The sequence below is a fragment of the Sphingomonas folli genome, assembly GCF_019429525.1.
Taxonomy (GTDB): Bacteria; Pseudomonadota; Alphaproteobacteria; order Sphingomonadales; family Sphingomonadaceae; genus Sphingomonas; species Sphingomonas folii.
This window is the reverse complement of the sequence record NZ_JAHXZL010000002.1, coordinates 144,968-159,624: the sequence shown is the minus strand read 5'-3', so window position 1 is coordinate 159,624 and position 14,657 is coordinate 144,968. Positions and strand designations below refer to the sequence as shown.

Annotated in this window: 16 protein-coding genes; 8 read left to right on the top strand and 8 right to left on the bottom strand. The window is 68.5% G+C overall.

The features are described 5' to 3' along the window. Positions 1-450: 450 nt before the first annotated feature. Both KZ813_RS03230 and KZ813_RS03225 read right to left on the bottom strand, forming a co-directional pair. On the bottom strand, positions 451-855 hold the full coding sequence (locus tag KZ813_RS03230; RefSeq protein WP_219753543.1) for a PilZ domain-containing protein: 405 nt from the start codon (positions 853-855) through the stop codon (positions 451-453). Position 856: 1 nt separating this feature from the next. Next, positions 857-1,216 carry a PilZ domain-containing protein gene (locus KZ813_RS03225; RefSeq protein WP_219753542.1) on the bottom strand — a complete coding sequence of 120 codons (360 nt, stop codon included), beginning with the start codon at positions 1,214-1,216 and terminating at the stop codon, positions 857-859. 115 nt (positions 1,217-1,331) lie between these two features. On the opposite strand from KZ813_RS03225, the gene KZ813_RS03220 reads away from it, so the two are divergent. Beyond that, entirely contained in the window at positions 1,332-2,648 is a 1,317-nt protein-coding gene (locus KZ813_RS03220; RefSeq protein ID WP_219753541.1) for a chloride channel protein, read from the top strand. Positions 2,649-2,666: 18 nt separating this feature from the next. On the opposite strand, the gene KZ813_RS03215 is transcribed toward KZ813_RS03220, so the two are convergent. The 3 genes from KZ813_RS03215 to mgrA all read right to left on the bottom strand — a co-directional run bounded on the left by KZ813_RS03215 (position 2,667) and on the right by mgrA (position 5,791). Continuing rightward, positions 2,667-3,245: an alpha-ketoglutarate-dependent dioxygenase AlkB gene (locus KZ813_RS03215; RefSeq protein WP_219753540.1), complete on the bottom strand. Its 579-nt coding sequence runs from the start codon at positions 3,243-3,245 to the stop codon at positions 2,667-2,669. 383 nt (positions 3,246-3,628) lie between these two features. Then, positions 3,629-4,633, bottom strand: coding sequence for a zinc-dependent alcohol dehydrogenase family protein (locus KZ813_RS03210; protein ID WP_219753539.1), 1,005 nt, complete (start codon positions 4,631-4,633; stop codon positions 3,629-3,631). Between the two features lie 81 nt (positions 4,634-4,714). After that, entirely contained in the window at positions 4,715-5,791 is a 1,077-nt protein-coding gene (mgrA, locus tag KZ813_RS03205) for an L-glyceraldehyde 3-phosphate reductase (RefSeq protein ID WP_219753538.1), read from the bottom strand. Between the two features lie 134 nt (positions 5,792-5,925). Between mgrA and KZ813_RS03200 the strand changes: the two genes are divergently transcribed. The 3 genes from KZ813_RS03200 to KZ813_RS03190 all read left to right on the top strand — a co-directional run bounded on the left by KZ813_RS03200 (position 5,926) and on the right by KZ813_RS03190 (position 8,960). Then, on the top strand, positions 5,926-6,240 hold the full coding sequence (locus KZ813_RS03200; RefSeq protein ID WP_219753537.1) for a DUF485 domain-containing protein: 315 nt from the start codon (positions 5,926-5,928) through the stop codon (positions 6,238-6,240). Next, a complete protein-coding gene (locus KZ813_RS03195) occupies positions 6,237-7,862 on the top strand; it encodes a cation acetate symporter (protein WP_219753536.1) in 1,626 nt (541 codons plus the stop codon). The genes KZ813_RS03200 and KZ813_RS03195 overlap by 4 nt, the downstream gene beginning before the upstream one ends. Positions 7,863-7,982: 120 nt before the next feature. Continuing rightward, the gene (locus tag KZ813_RS03190) at positions 7,983-8,960 is read left to right on the top strand and encodes a PEPxxWA-CTERM sorting domain-containing protein (protein WP_219753535.1); all 978 of its coding nucleotides are present in this window, start codon (positions 7,983-7,985) and stop codon (positions 8,958-8,960) included. 130 nt (positions 8,961-9,090) lie between these two features. Here KZ813_RS03190 and KZ813_RS03185 read toward each other — a convergent pair whose 3' ends face one another. After that, positions 9,091-9,474, bottom strand: a complete 384-nt coding sequence (locus KZ813_RS03185; protein WP_219753534.1) for a DUF4174 domain-containing protein — start codon at positions 9,472-9,474, stop codon at positions 9,091-9,093. A gap of 494 nt (positions 9,475-9,968) precedes the next feature. Then, positions 9,969-10,229 (bottom strand): helix-turn-helix transcriptional regulator, encoded by a 261-nt coding sequence (locus KZ813_RS03180; RefSeq protein ID WP_219753533.1) that lies wholly within the window; start codon positions 10,227-10,229, stop codon positions 9,969-9,971. 1,179 nt (positions 10,230-11,408) lie between these two features. Between KZ813_RS03180 and KZ813_RS03175 the strand changes: the two genes are divergently transcribed. After that, positions 11,409-11,957, top strand: a complete 549-nt coding sequence (locus KZ813_RS03175) for a recombinase family protein (protein ID WP_373369251.1) — start codon at positions 11,409-11,411, stop codon at positions 11,955-11,957. Continuing rightward, positions 11,941-12,441, top strand: a complete 501-nt coding sequence (locus KZ813_RS03170; RefSeq protein ID WP_258046372.1) for a hypothetical protein — start codon at positions 11,941-11,943, stop codon at positions 12,439-12,441. The genes KZ813_RS03175 and KZ813_RS03170 overlap by 17 nt, the downstream gene beginning before the upstream one ends. A gap of 194 nt (positions 12,442-12,635) precedes the next feature. Here KZ813_RS03170 and KZ813_RS03165 read toward each other — a convergent pair whose 3' ends face one another. After that, positions 12,636-12,827: a DUF1508 domain-containing protein gene (locus KZ813_RS03165; RefSeq protein WP_219753532.1), complete on the bottom strand. Its 192-nt coding sequence runs from the start codon at positions 12,825-12,827 to the stop codon at positions 12,636-12,638. Between the two features lie 389 nt (positions 12,828-13,216). Between KZ813_RS03165 and KZ813_RS03160 the strand changes: the two genes are divergently transcribed. After that, positions 13,217-13,540 (top strand): helix-turn-helix domain-containing protein, encoded by a 324-nt coding sequence (locus KZ813_RS03160; RefSeq protein WP_219753531.1) that lies wholly within the window; start codon positions 13,217-13,219, stop codon positions 13,538-13,540. Then, positions 13,527-14,381 carry an ImmA/IrrE family metallo-endopeptidase gene (locus KZ813_RS03155; protein ID WP_219753530.1) on the top strand — a complete coding sequence of 285 codons (855 nt, stop codon included), beginning with the start codon at positions 13,527-13,529 and terminating at the stop codon, positions 14,379-14,381. The genes KZ813_RS03160 and KZ813_RS03155 overlap by 14 nt, the downstream gene beginning before the upstream one ends. The last annotated feature ends 276 nt before the right edge of the window (positions 14,382-14,657 follow it).

Here is a 14,657-nt window from a genome sequence, read left to right as displayed (position 1 = left end):
TGACCGCCCGACCCGGATGGTGTCGTTCCCGTCTTCACGAAGTGGTGCCGGGGGCGGTCGCGTGTGAGACCAGGCTCCGACAGAGGAGCGATCCCTGCGGGCCTCCCGGTGATCTTCGGCGTGACCGTCGCGTATGACGAGATCGAGGAGGCGGCGCCGGCGCTTGTTTCCGCGCATCGTCTCGCAAGTGCAATGTTCTCAATATGTTCTGTCCTACATCGCGGCGTCGCGCTATGGCTGAGCGCGTGGAAGGAGACGCCCGATGATCCTGCTCGACGCCCCGCTGATCACCGCGCTGGCCGCGGTGATCGGCAGCCTGGCCGCGCTGGTCTGGTCCTGCCGCCGCCGGCCGTGACCGCGACTCGCACGTGAGTCGTGCCCCCGCGCGCGCAGACCCCCGCGGCCGCGTGCGCGGGAGCGCCTGTGGGGACGTCATGCGCCGTTCCGCGCTCAGCGATCGTAGGCGCCGCGGATATGACCGAGCCAACCGGCGGTGCCCAGCGGCTCTTCCCGGAGGCGCACGGGGGTGCTCGGTCGCGCGACGAAGGTCTTGGCGCGCGCGTCGTCGGGGTCGATCGGCTGGGCGAAGCGGAGGCCGGCGGCACCCTGCTCGACCCACACCACCGTCGCGCCCACCGCGGCGAGCGACCCCACCGTGACCAGCACCGTCGCACCGCGCTGCAATCGCTCGGCCTGGTCGACCCGCACGCCGGTCGCCGAGAGGTCGCGCACGCGGTGGCGGGTCGCGCCGCCGTGGCCGAAGCGCTCGATCAGCGCGCCCAGCATCACGCGATGGCGCTCGGCGCGCGGCTGATGCTCGCGCGCGGCCGAGTCGCTGCTGACCGGCCCGCTCACCTCAGATGTCCTCGAACCCGTCGTCGCCCGGCGCGCCGCCCGACAGCAGCACGATCACCGCGCGCGGCAGGCGCTGCTCGAAGCGGATGCCCGCCTCGCTGTCGTCGCTCCACGCCACCGTGCCGACCAGGGTCTCCAGCCCGCCGATGCGCAGCCACACGCGCTGCGCCGCCTTGAGCGCGACGCCGCGCAGCCGGCAGCCGCGATTGGAGACATCGACCACCTGGACCGACTCGCTCTCGCCCAGGAAGAGCCGGAGGCTGCCCTCGAGCGCGGTCGGCACGCGCAGCTCGCGGCGATTGTCGCTCCACGACGCCGCCTCCAGCCACACATCGTCGCCGCCTGCGCTCACCTGCTCCACGTCACGTCCACCTGCCTCGCACGATGGTCCGCTTATCCCGCAATAGGCTTAACAGGCCGTAACGCGCGCGGCGACCCACGCTGGCCTTTTCGGTGCGGCGCACTAGGAGCGGGGCATGACCGAACCGCGCCCCACCGCCGCCGGCCAGCGCCGGTGGACCGTCCGCCGCTATCGCGCGCTGCTCCGCGCGCAGGGCCCGCGCTCGGTGCGGTTCCGCACGCGCATGGCGATCCTCACCGGCGCGGTCGCGATCGGCGTCGCGGCCACTTTGTTCGCGCTCGCCGCGGACGCCGCGGGCGATCTGTTCCGGCAGTACGCGCACCGCTACCGCTACGCGCCGCTGCTCACCACGCCGCTGCTCTTCGCCGCCCTGGTATGGCTCACGCGGCGCTGGGTGCCGCTCGCGCGCGGCTCGGGCATTCCGCAGGTGATCGTCGCGCAGCAGGACCCGGAGCGCGCCACCGGCTCGCTCGTGTCGCTCCGCACCGTCGCCGCCAAGGCGGTGCTGACGCTGGCCGCGGTGCTCGGGGGCGCGTCGGTGGGGCGCGAGGGGCCGACGGTGCAGATCGCCGCGGCGGTGATGGGGCTGAGCCACCGCCTGCTGCGCGTTCCCTTGCGCGGGGCGGTGCTGATCGCGGGCGGCGCGGCGGGCGTGGCGGCGGCGTTCAACACGCCGCTCGCCGGGCTGCTGTTCGCGATCGAGGAGCTCGCCTCGGCCTATGAGCAGCGCGTGACCCTGCTGGTGATCGCCGCGATCGTCATCGCGGGCATGGTCGCGCAGTCGGTGCAGGGCGACTATGTCTATTTCGGCGTGATCGGCGCGCATCTCGCGCTCGGCCCGGCGCTGCTGGCGGTACCCGTGGCGGGGATCGCGGGTGGGCTGAGCGGCGGGCTGTTCGCGCGGCTGATGCTGGCGCTCGCTACCGGGCGCGGGCGCGTCACCGCCTGGTCGAAGCGCCGCCCGGTCGCCTTCGCGGCGCTGTGCGGCGTGCTGGTCGGCGGGCTGGGCGTCGCGACCGGGCTGACCTGGGGCACCGGCTATGACGCGGCGCGCGCCATGATCGTCGGGGTCGACGCGCCGCTCTGGTTCGGCCCGGCCAAGTTCCTGGCGACGCTCGCGACCGCGGTGGCGGGGCTGCCCGGCGGCATCTTCGCGCCGTCGCTGGCGGTGGGGGCGGGGCTGGGCAACCTGCTGCGCCCGCTCTTCCCTGACTCGCCCGCCTCGGCGATCGTGATCCTCGGCATGGTCGGCTATTTCGCGGGCGTGGTGCGCGCGCCGCTCACCGCGGTGATCATCCTCTCGGAGACGACCGCGAGCCGCGGGCTGATGTTGCCGATGTTCGCCGCCGCCTTCCTCGCGGACGGCGCGAGCAGCCTGGTGTGCCGCGAGAAATTGTACCACGGGCTGGCGCGCACCTTCGCGCGGCCGTGAGCGCGGCCCCCGTGCGGCTCAGTCGCGCAGCGCGGCGCGGCCGCGCTCGGACAGGCTGCGCAGCGTGATCGACCAGCGCGTCGCCGCCATGGCGGCGATGCTGTGCTCCCACTCGTACCGTGCCTCGTCGCCGAGATGGTAGAGCCCGCGCGGCGGCAGCGGCGCGGTGCGGCGCTCGAAACGCTCGCCGACGCGGCGGCGGAAGCGCAGCGCCGCGGGGGCGCCGAGCGAGACGCCGACGACCTGCTCGAAGTGCGGGCGGTCGCGGTGCCAGCCGATCCCGGCGCCGGGATCGTAGCGGATCAGCAGCGCCTGCTCGAGTGTCCCCGGCGCCAGCCCGACCGCCGCCTCGGCCCGGTCGCGCAGCGCGGCGAGCCACGGCGGCAGCGGCGCGGTACGCGCCAGCGCGGCGCGGTCGAAGTCGTAGTGGATGCCGAAACTGTGCGTGAGCCGCTTGCCGAGCCAGCCCTGGAAGCGGAACGGCGCGAGCGCGAGCGAGTCGATCCGCTCGATCAGCGCGCGCTCCTCGGCCGCATCCACGAATTCGGCGACGCTGCGCAGGCCCGGGATCAGCGGCAGGTCGAACAGATCGTCCATCGTGCGCTCGTGTGAGGATGATAGCGTCGAAGGCCAATCGCGCCCTCTCGCTCCCAGTGCTTCCCCGCGAACGGGAGAATCGAGGGCCAAGCAGAGCAACGGCCCGCGACGTTCAGCGTCGGGGCTCCCGGGTTCGCGGGAGCACGAGGGGAGGCTCGCGCGAGCCTCCCATGAACGAGAGGCCGCCCCTCGCGGGACGGCCTCTCCATTGTCGGCCGGGACCGGCAGTGTGTCAGGCGGCGACATGCCCCGCAGAAGCGATCATGCCCGCGCCCGTTGCCGTGACCGGCTTGTGACAATGAGACATTCGATCACCTCCTTTCCGTTGTTGACGATGCCGTGAAAGTGGTTGTTTCGACGCCGCTTTCAAGTGGCAATCGGGATCACCATTCGACCCCGATCTTGCCGAAATGCCCGGCGGACTGCTGGTAGCGGAAGGCGTCGGGCAGTCGCTCTAGCGGGAAGCGGCGGTCGATCACCGGGCGGATCCCGGTGGCCTGGATGGCGCGGACGAACTCCTGCTGCTGGCGCCGCGAGCCGACGATCAGTCCCTGCAGCCGCGCCTGCTTGCCCATCAGCGCCGCGGTCGGGACGTCGCCGGTGACCCCCGCGACGGTGCCGATCAGTGCGATATGGCCGCCGACCCGCACCGCCTCGATCGACTGGGTCAGCGTGCCCGCGCCGCCGAGCTCGAGCACATGGTCGACCCCGCCGCCGCTCCAGTCGCGCACCGAACGGCCCCAGTCCCGGTTCTCGCGATAGTTGACGACATGGTCGGCGCCGAGCGCGCGCGCGCGCTCCAGCTTCTCGCCCGAGGAGGACGTGACGATCGCGGTCGCACCCATCGCCCTGGCGATCTGCAGCCCCCACATGGCGACGCCGCCGGTGCCGAGCAGCAGCACGGTGTCTCCCGCCTTGAGCCCGCCGTCGCCGACCAGCGCGCGCCAGGCGGTGAGCCCGGCGGTGGTGATCGTCGCCGCCTCGACCGCGTCATAGCCGTCGGGCGCGCGCGTGAAAGCGGTGGCGGGGCGGACCACCGCCTCGGTCGCGTAGCCGTCGATGCCGTCCCCCGGGGTGCGGCGGAAGTCACCGATCGTCGCCGCGCCGTCCTGCCAATCGGGGAAGAAGCAGGAGACGACCGCGTCGCCGACCTGAAACTCGGTCACGTCCGCGCCGACCGCCTCGACCGTGCCCGCTCCGTCGGCGAGCGCGATCACGCGGTCGCCCGCGGCCATGCCGCCGGTGACGACGCCGAGGTCGTGATAGTTGAGCGAGCTGCCGTGCAGCGCGACGCGGATCTCGACGCGCCCGGGTGCCCCCGGGTCGGCGCGCTCGGTGAAGCCGAGCGTGTCGAGGGTGGGCGGGGCGCCGATCGTCATGGCCTTCATGTCGGGTCCTTCATGCTTCGCATCTCGGATAAGGGGGCGGCGATGTCGTGTCGTCGCGCGCGCGTTCAAGCGTCGCGGCGCTCAGGCGGGCACGCCCTGCGCCGCGGGGAGCGCGACGATGTCGGACGATTCCGCCCACAGGTTCAGGCCGCCGTCGCGCGCGACCGAGTCGATGCGCTCGAGCTCGTCCGCGGCGAAGTCGAGCCGCGCGACCGCGTCGAGCGAGTCGTCGAGCTGCTCGAGCGTGCGCGCGCCGATCAGCGCCGAGCTGACGCGCGGGTCGCGCAGCACCCAGGCGATCGCCATCTGCGCAAGCGTCTGGCCGCGCGCCGCGGCGATCGCGTTCAGATCGCGGACCGCGGCGAGGTTCTGATCGCTCAGCAGCGACTGCGCCAGCGAGCCGCCGCGGGTCGCGCGCGCGCCCTCGGGCACGCCCCGGAGATATTTGTCGGTCAGCATGCCCTGCGCCAGCGGCGAGAAAGCGATGCAGCCGGTGCCCAGCGACTCCAGCGTGTCGAGCAGCTCGCGCTCGATCCAGCGGTTGAGGATCGAGTAGCTCGGCTGATGGATGAACAGCGGCACCTTCTCCTCGGCGAGGATCGCGGCGGCGCGGCGCGTCAGCCCGGGCTCGTAGGAGGAGAGGCCGACGTACAGCGCCTTGCCCTGGCGATGCAGCTGCACCAGCGCGCCCATCGTCTCCTCCAGCGGGGTGTGCGGGTCGACGCGGTGCGAGTAGAAGATGTCGACATAGTCGAGCCCCATGCGGCGCAGGCTCTGGTCGCAGCTGGCGATCAGATATTTGCGCGACGAGCCGACGTCGCCGTAGGGGCCGGGCCACATGTCCCAGCCCGCCTTGGTCGAGACGATCAGCTCGTCGCGGTGCGCGGCGAAGTCGCTCGCCAGCGCGCGGCCGAACGCCTCCTCGGCCGAGCCGTAGGGCGGCCCATAATTGTTGGCGAGATCGAAGTGGGTGACGCCGCGGTCGAACGCCCGGCGCAGGATCGCGCGGCCGGTCTCGTACACGTCGCTGCCCCCGAAGTTCTGCCACAGGCCCAGGCTGATCGCGGGCAGCCGCAGCCCGCTGCGGCCGACGCGGCGGTACGGCATGCGACCGTCGTAGCGCGCGGCGTCGGCGATATAGGGGGCGGGGAAGGGCATGCGGCGTCTCCGTGGCGTCTGCGTCTCGGCGGCCCTAACGCCCGCGCGCGCGCGACGGTGCCGCCCCGCGCGATCACGGCTCGCCAAAGCGCGCCGGCGCGCTATGATCCGCCGCGACCGGGGGAGAGGTGACGATGGACCAGCGCGAGGCCGCGCTCGTGCGGCTGGCGGACGACCCGCGCTACCGACGGCTGGTGCGACGGCGCGGTCGGCTCGGCGCCGCGCTGACCGCGATCATGCTGGTCGCCTATCTCGGTTACGTCCTGCTGGTCGCGTTCGACAAGCCGCTGCTGGCGTGCCCGCTGGCGGGCGGGGCGACCTCGCTGGGCATACCGATCGGGCTGGGCGTGATCCTGCTCGCGATCGCGCTGACCGGCGTGTACGTTCACCGTGCCAACCGCGAGTTCGACGCCGAGGTCGCCGCGATCGTCGCCGAGGCGCGGCGATGAGCGGCTCGGGTGGCGGCCCGGGCTGGCCCGCGCTCGCGATGTTCGGCTGTTTCGTGCTGCTGACGCTGGCGATCACGCGCTGGGCCGCGCGGCGGACGCGCACCGCCGCCGATTTCTACGCCGCGGGCGGCGGCATCACCGGCTTCCAGAACGGCCTGGCGATCGCGGGCGACTTCATGTCGGCGGCGTCGTTCCTCGGCATCTCGGCGCAGATCTTCGCCGACGGCTATGACGGGCTGATCTACTCGATCGGCTTGCTGGTCGGCTGGCCGATCGTGCTGTTCCTGATGGCGGAGCGGCTGCGCAACCTCGGCCGCTACACGTTCGCCGACGTCGCCTCGTTCCGCTTCGCGCAGACGCCGGTGCGCACGCTCGCGGCACTGTCGACGCTGCTGGTCGTGCTGTTCTACCTCATCGCGCAGATGGTGGGGGCGGGGCAGCTGATCCGGCTGCTGTTCGGCCTGCCCTATCCCTATGCGGTGGCGATCGTGGGGGTGATGATGACGCTGTACGTGCTGTTCGGCGGCATGCTGGCGACCACCTGGGTGCAGATCGTCAAGGCGGTGCTGCTGCTCGGCGCGGCGAGCTTCATGGCCGCGGCGGTGCTGTGGCAGTTCGGCTCGCCCGAGGCGCTGTTCGCGCGCGCGGTCCAGGCCAAGGCCGCCGCCGCGGCGGCCGGGGGCGCGGCGCCCGCCGAGGCACTGGCGGCGGGACGCGCGATCATGGGGCCGGGCGGCTTCATCAAGGACCCGGTCTCGGCGATCTCGCTCGGGCTCGCGCTGATGTTCGGGACCGCCGGGCTGCCGCACATCCTGATGCGCTTCTTCACCGTGCCCGACGCGCGCGCGGCGCGCACCTCGGTGCTGTGGGCGACCGGCTGGATCGGCTATTTCTACCTGCTGACCTTCGTGATCGGCTTCGGCGCCATCGTGCTGGTCGGCACCGACCCGCGCTACCTTGACACCGCGGGCGCGCTGCGCGGCGGCGGCAACATGGCGGCAGTGCATCTGGCACACGCGATCGGCGGCGACCTGTTCCTCGGCTTCGTCTCGGCGGTGGCGTTCGCGACCATCCTGGCGGTGGTCGCGGGGCTGACGCTGTCGGGTGCCTCGGCGGTGAGCCACGACCTGTACGCCAGCGTGTTCCGCCGCGGGCGCGCCGACCAGGCGGCGGAGCTGCGCGTCTCGCGCGCGACGGTGGTGGTGCTCGCGCTGGTCGCGATCGCGCTCGGCATCCTGTTCGAGAAGCAGAACGTCGCCTTCATGGTCAGTCTCGCCTTCGCGATGGCGGCCTCGGCCAATTTCCCGGTGCTGCTGCTGTCGCTGCTGTGGCGCGGCTGCACCACGCGCGGCGTGGTCGCGGGCGGCACGGTCGGGCTGACGCTCGCGCTCGTCCTGACGATCCTGTCGCCCGCGATCTGGGTGGCGGTGCTGGGCCATGCCGCGGCGGTCTTTCCCTATGGCTCGCCGGCGCTGTTCTCGATGCCCGCCGCCTTCGCGACGATCTGGCTCGTCTCGCGGCTGGATCGGAGCGGGCGCGCGGCGGTGGATCGCGGCGGCTATGTCGCGCAGCGGGTGCGCGCCGAGACCGGTATCGGCGCCGCGGGCGCGAGCGGCCACTGATCCCACCCGGGCGGTGGCAAAGAATCTTTATATAAGCTTAACACCCTCTATGCAGATCGTCCTTTCTGAGGCACGGTCCATCGCGTGGTGCGCCGCATCGGCGAGGGGGGAGAAAGCATGATGAAGAAGGAATGGACCTTGGCGCTGGGCGCGCTGGGGTTGTTCGCGGCGCAGCCCGCGGCCGCGGACCGGAACACGGCGCAGTTCACGTCGGTGACGGTGTTCGGCGACAGCCTGGTGGACGCCGGCAATCTCTATATCGCCAACGGGGGAACCCGCCCCGACCCGAGCCAGGGCTACTTCCAGAACCGCTTCACCGACGGCTTCGACTATCCCGATCTCATCTCGCTGAAGCTCTTCGGCGAGCCGACCAAGCCCTCGCTCGCCGGGGGCAACAACTACGCCTTCGGCGGCGCGCGCGTGGTCAACACCGGCGACTCGATCCCCGACCTCGGCGCGCAGCTCAGCACCTTCGCCGCCTCGGGCAAGGCGATCGACCCCAACGGCCTGTACATCCTCAACTTCGGCGGCAACGACGTCTTCGGCGCCGAGGGTGTGTTCGGTCCTGTCGGCGCGATCGGCGACTATCCCGACGTGAGCAGCTACCTAAAGGCGGCGGCCAACCAATATGTCGCCGGGATCAAGGCGCTCAACGACCGCGGCGCGCGCAACATCCTGTTCACCGACTTCCCGAACGCGGCCGACCCGCTGACGATCGAGGCCAACGGCTATCTGCGCGCCGCGCTGAGCGGGCTGAGCGTCAGCGCGGGGACCGACCTCTTCTTCTACAGCCTGAGCGAGTTCAACGTGGGCGTGCTGACGCGACCCGATCGGTTCGGGCTGCCGCCGCTGCGCACCGACACCGACTGCGTCGCGGCGGGCGCGCAGGCGAGCGGCTGCGCGGGCTTCTTCTCGTTCGACGGCGTTCACGTCACCGGCGCGGTGCAGGCGGCGGGGTTCCGCGACATGGACCAGCGCTTCGGCCTGACCAGCGCGGTGCCCGAGCCGTCGGTTTGGGCGATGCTGATCCTCGGCTTCGGGCTGGTCGGGGCCGCGCTGCGGCGCGGGCGGCCGCGCCGCGCCGCGCTGGCGCGATAGGGCGAGCGTCCGGCCGCCGCGGATCGAGCTTCCGCGGCGGCACGGCGGTGCGTGGACGGACGCCGGGGGTCATCCGCTCGGACCGCTCGATCCGCCTTCTGGGACCGAGCGAGACGGCCGCGCCGTGACCTCACCGCCCGCCGTTCCGACGCATCGGCATGGCGTCGATCGTCTCTTCCAGCGTCGCGGCCGCGATCGGCCGCTCCTCGCGGAGCTTGCTGCCACCGTCCTTGCCGATCAGCAGCGCCGCGAAACGGCCCGCGGGCAGGCGATAGCGCCGACGCAGCGTGGCGGCCGCATCGCTGGCGCCCGTCACGCGATCGCCGACGACCTCGACCATCACGAGGTCGCGCTCGGCCGCCGCGGCACTCCAGCGCGCCACGATGCGGCGCTGCCGGAGCAGCCGCGGGTCGTCGGCGCTCGGCGCAGCGACGAGGAGGACGCGCTTCTCCCAGCGCATCGCACCGACCGCGCCCGGGGCGGCCGCAGAGAGGAGGAGAGAGGCCAGCAGCATGCGCCACCAACGCCGCGAGGCCGCGCGCGTTGCCGTCGGTGACCCGGCAGGGCGTGGGTCACGGTGCCGGTTGCAGCTCTGAGAGCGACATTACTAAATCCTCGTGCTATCGATGAATCTTTATAGAACGTTCGGGCAAGTACCCCCGATACCCCCACAACAGCGGTACGAGATTTCCGTTAGAACTCGATCGGATTGCATGCGCAGCGACCGGCTCCGATCGTGAAGTCGCACGTTCATCGCTGCGTCGGGTCCCGCTGGTGCTGCACCAGCGTCCGGAAATGGTTTCCGCGTGACTTCCTGAGGGGTAAGGGGTATTTTTCAATACAAACAGAGCGCCGCGGTGAAGCGCCGCAGCGGCGTGACCAGCGCCGCGACGACCGGGTTTGCTTCAACAATCAGCGGCGGATGGGGACTTCGGCTGCCGTTGCGGCGGCGAACTGGATGTTGGTCAGCCGGGCGACTGCTTCACGCCCAAGCTCGCGATTACCCGCTTACGACCCATGCCGCCTCGACTCGATCCAGGCGGCAACGTCGGCTTGCCACCAGCCGACCGTCTGCGTGGTTAGGCGAACGCGGTCCGGGAAGGTGCCTGCGTCTACCATCCGGTAGATTGTCGAACGGCTTAGTCCGGTCGTCGCAATTACGTCATTGATTCGGAGGAAGCGACCGAGTTCACTTGGGCGACCAAGCGATTTGCGTTCGGCAAGGTTCGGTCGCGATGTGCGCGGCAAGCTATCGGCAGCGGTGGTCATGCGAAATCTCCTGAATGCGGGTTTATCTCGAAGTTATGCGGTGATGAACGAGCCGGTTCGGACGGGGCCATGCACATCCATCTAAATGCGCCGAAGTCGCGGCACGGGTGAGAGGGGCTGCCTGTGGGAGCCCCGCTACACAGGTAAAGGACGACAGACGGGACCTGCGACCGATCTGCCGCACATCCTGAACTGCATCGACATTCAGGCTAGGTCGTAACTTAAGCAGCTTTGCCGTTGAGCTGAACTGCTAGTGGGCGTGAAGCGGCATGTGGCGTCCGACCGGAAGTGGAAGCGACGCGGTTCCTTGCTGCCGGGCAAGGCAGGTGATCCTAGGCGCACGGCGGAGGGATTCGGCCGCGCGTCAACGCGGTGCTGTGCGTGCTACGATCGGGTGCGCGCTGGTCGGACGTTTTTAAGTGCTACGGCAAGTTCAAGAACGCCCACGAGGGCTTCACCGGTTGGTCGCGCGCGTGTGGCGGGTTTCCGGCAAAGCCAGGCGCGTTCGCGATAAGATCTACCTGGAGATCGACGCAGTGATTTGTGCGTGCGCTCTCTCGGGCAGCAACTAGTAGAAAAGGGGCTGTGCAGACTAGGCTCTGGGACGTTCCCAAGGAGGGCTGACGGCCGAGTGGCACATCGGAGTTGACACATTTGGTCGCACCCAACGCTTGATCCTCACTGAAGGCCAGCGGCCTGATGCAACCCAGGCAGTGCCGCTTATAAACGGCCTGCCAACTGCCCATATTCTTGCTAATCGCGCTTGCGACGCTAACACCATCCTCGATAACATCGAGGCGGGCGAGGCCAGGCCGATCATTCCGCGCAAAATGTCATGCTGCGCTCGCGCGCCTTTGATCCGGTCCTCTACAAGCAGTCAATCGCATCGAGCGCTTTACTGGCAATGACCTGCTCCAAGAGAGAGCGATTAGTCACTCAGTTAACGAGACAGTCTCGTCATTGTCAGACTAGCTCGGCTTAAGTCTCATGCGAGGTATACCCCGACTACACACTGCGGCTGGAACAGCTTTGCCGTTCAATCAGGGTGGGTAGCAGACATATCGAACACTCGACTGTGAGGGTCTAGAAGCTGGTCGAACAGAAAGGGCCAGCATGACGCTGTTCGGCTATGCGCGAGTGTCGACGATCGATCAGGACCTCGGCATTTAAGAGGCGGCGCTGCGCGCCGCTGGGTGCCAGACAATCCGATCAGAGAAGAAGTCGGGCGCCAAGCGCGGCTCGCGCACCGAACTCCAGATCCTGCTCGACTTCCTGCCCGCGGGCGACACGCTGGTGGTGACGCGCATCGATCGGCTCGCCCGATCGATGAAGGATCTGCAGGACATCGTCCACGAGCTGAAGGGCAGGGGCGTGTCGCTCAAGGCCACCGAACAGCCGATCGACACCGGCACCGCGGCGGGCAAGGCGTTCCTCGACATGCTGGGCGTGTTTGCCGAGTTCGAGACGAATCTCCGCAAGGAGCGCCAGGCCGAAGGCATCCAGGCGGCGAAGGCGCGCGGCGTGTACAAGGGCGGCAAGCCGCGCATTGATCCGGAAGCCGTACGCAGGCTCGCGGCCGAAGGAATGAGGCGATCGCACATCGCCCGCCAGCTCGGCATCTCGCGCGGGACAGTCTACCGCTTCATGCCGCCTCGAGCGCCTGACACCCGCGCGCCGTCGGCAGGCGTCAGCAGGGAAGGGGAGGGTACCGATGCCGATCCGTCCTGAGCACGCCTTCCTCTACCCGATCGATTGGCCCCACATCTCCCGCTTCATCCGCTTCGAGCGGGCGCGGGGCCGCTGCGAGCACTGCGGCCGACCGCATGGGCGCAGGGTCTTCCATCTAGGCGACGGTCGGTGGTGGGACCCGGATCGTCTCCATTGGCGCGCTGGCAGCGGGCGCCGGGTACGGCGTCCGACCGAGGACATCCTCTCGCGCGGCCGGTGGACGCCGGTGGTTCTGGCGTGCGCGCACCTCTACCACGATCCAACCGATAGCGACTACCGCAAGCTCGCGGCGCTCTGCCAGCGCTGCCACATGATCCACGACGCGGCGGAGCATCGCCGACGTCGCTGTATGAACGCGCATCATCGCCGTGCGCTCGGCGACCTGTTCTACGGCCCCTATCCCATGCTCGGCGCCGATTGGATCACGCCGACACACGCGAGCATGCTCGACGACGATCGGCTCCTCTACGTGCGCCTGAGCTGAGCCGGCGAGTTCAAGGCCCATGCGGGCGTGGCAGTGGGAGCGGTGTCAGAACCGTCCGGTTGTGACACTTAGAAGGACCCAAGTTCCGCCCGTCGCGACCTGATCCTCAAGAACCGAGCAGGAAAAGGCGGGCCGACCCTATCGGGCCTCCCGCCTTCTGTGTCTGACTCGATTGCCGCAAGTAGGCGGAGCTATCACTCCGAATAGAACACGGAACTGCCGCTGGACCCCTTCATAATATCGATCGAGCGTTCGCAATCAGAACGATTGACGTAGCTCTCGCTGCTACGAGAGATCGCCTTTCCATTCGAAGCGTAGTAAAGCCAGTACCAGTAACCGCCGTTGTCCTTCTTCTGCCAATAGCAGGGATACGTCACCGTCGCCATTAGTGGTCTCCAAAGGTGGCTGCGCCGCCCATAGGGCGGCGCAGCCTATTACTTTTCGTGGGTAGTGGTGTTCGGGCTGCGCTTGCCATGCGCAGTCGTGACGAAGCGGCCAGAGATGGCACTGCGGTAACTTCCGCCAGTGCTGCCGCTCTTGCCGCCCGCCTCATGCACCGTGGTGCTGGGGCTACGCCGCCCGTGTGCCGCCGTGACGTAACGCCCGCTGCTTGCGCTCCGATAGGAGCCACCGCCCTTGCCTTTGCTCATGCTAGACCTCCGTTCCGGCAGAGTTCGGTACTGCCATACTTCCGGTATGGTTATACCGGGTTCGGTTGTCAAGCACAGGAAGTCAGGTTATCACCGAACCGACCGATCGCAAATATGGAGGACCGATGCCATCCCAGCTGGGCATCAAGATCAACGAGCTTCGCCGTGCGCGAGGCCTGACGCTGGAGCAGTTGGCTCAGGCGTCAGGAAGCTCGAAGAGTTACATGTGGGAGATCGAGAATAAGGATGTCGCCCGTCCATCCGCTGAAAAGCTAGAAAAGATTGCCACGACCCTAGGCGTTACTGCGGCGTTTCTAATTGACGCAACACAGGCGCAGCCAAATCAGAATGTGGAAGATGCAGCGTTCTTCCAACGCTTCCAACGAGCGGATCCGGCTGTTAAGAACAGACTAAGACGCATCTTTGACGCATTGGATGATGAAGACTGATCCTACAACTCCTTGCGGCTGGGCAAACGCGCTCGTCACTATGTGGGGGCCGCGCTTCCCAGTTGACGTGCGAGTGATAGCATCGGAGTATTCGACCCGCTTCAGCGATCCAATCCTGAAGATTGCTGAAGCGGAGATGCCCGGCTTCGAAGGTGCCTTGGGGCCTCTGAAGAAACGGGGTGGCTGGGGTATCCTCTACAATCCATCGATCCGTTCGCCGGGGCGTATCAACTACACCTTAGGGCATGAGTTCGGCCACTATCTCTGCCATCGGCATCAAGAGCCAGCGGGGTTCCAGTGCGGCGAGTCGGACGTGCTCGGTGCCACCGTCTCGCAGGAGCGAGAAGCGGACCAGTTCGCATCCTACCTCCTCATGCCACTCAACGATTTTCGCAAGCAGGTCGGCAATCAGAAGATGACGCTCGATCTACTGCGTCACTGCTCTGATCGGTACGACGTGTCCTTTACTGCGTCCGCTTTGAAATGGCTTGAGAGTACGAACCTATGCGCCGCCGTCGTGGTGGCGACGAACGGATATGTTCTGTGGTGCCGGCGGAGCGCGGCGGCGGTGCGCCAGCGCATCTACTTTCCGCGCGGAATGGAACTGCCGCCCGGATCACTTGCGGCGGCTGGCGACCGCAGCCTCTTAGCCGATGGAGAGGGCGTGAACTTGGCACCCGGCATCTGGTCGAATAGGCCGACGCGGGAGGTCGCTATTTTCGCCGACCATTACGAGATGACCATTTCGCTCCTCGTGTTCGAAGATCTTGGTGTCCTGCCAAACGGCTGGGAAGACGAGGAGGTGGAGGACACCTTCGATCGGTTCACGCTGAGCCGCTGAATCGTGCGCCACGTCGGGTGATATAGGCCCTTCAACCCGCAGTTGGCGCCCCGAAGCAACGGGGCCGAAACCCACCAACGATGATAGAGCGAGGGTGTCAAAACCGAGCGGTTGTGACACTGGTACAAGCTCGCGGGCCCCTATGCGCCGCAAGCCACACTCGACGCACGTGAGATGGTGAGGCGCACGTTCGTGCTCGGGGCGAGGGTACCACATTCTCCTCCCTCAACGAGATCCTGTCCATATTGAACCGGAAACATTTATGATCATATGAAG